This window comes from Halocynthiibacter sp., from assembly GCF_049608145.1.
Taxonomy (GTDB): Bacteria; Pseudomonadota; Alphaproteobacteria; order Rhodobacterales; family Rhodobacteraceae; genus Halocynthiibacter.
Genome location: NZ_JBMYXF010000136.1, coordinates 1 through 235 on the forward strand (window position 1 = coordinate 1; position 235 = coordinate 235).

Annotated in this window: 1 pseudogene; it reads left to right on the forward strand. The window is 56.6% G+C overall.

The features are described 5' to 3' along the window. A pseudogene (locus ACPGUT_RS16220) lies at positions 1-235 on the forward strand (4Fe-4S dicluster domain-containing protein); the annotation flags it as partial.

Sequence of the window (235 nt, forward strand, 5' to 3'; positions counted from 1 at the left end):
AGGCCGCGATGATGGACGAAGACACGCTGGTCGTCGGCTATCGTGAATGGCGTGGCGAGCCGCGCAAACATTCCGAAGCTGCCAAAGCCGGAGAGCCGCAAGGCGATTGTATTGATTGCATGGCCTGTGTGAACGTTTGTCCCGTCGGTATCGACATTCGGGATGGTCAGCAGCTTGAGTGTATCACCTGTGCGCTGTGCATTGACGCGTGTGATGATATCATGGCCAAGATCGG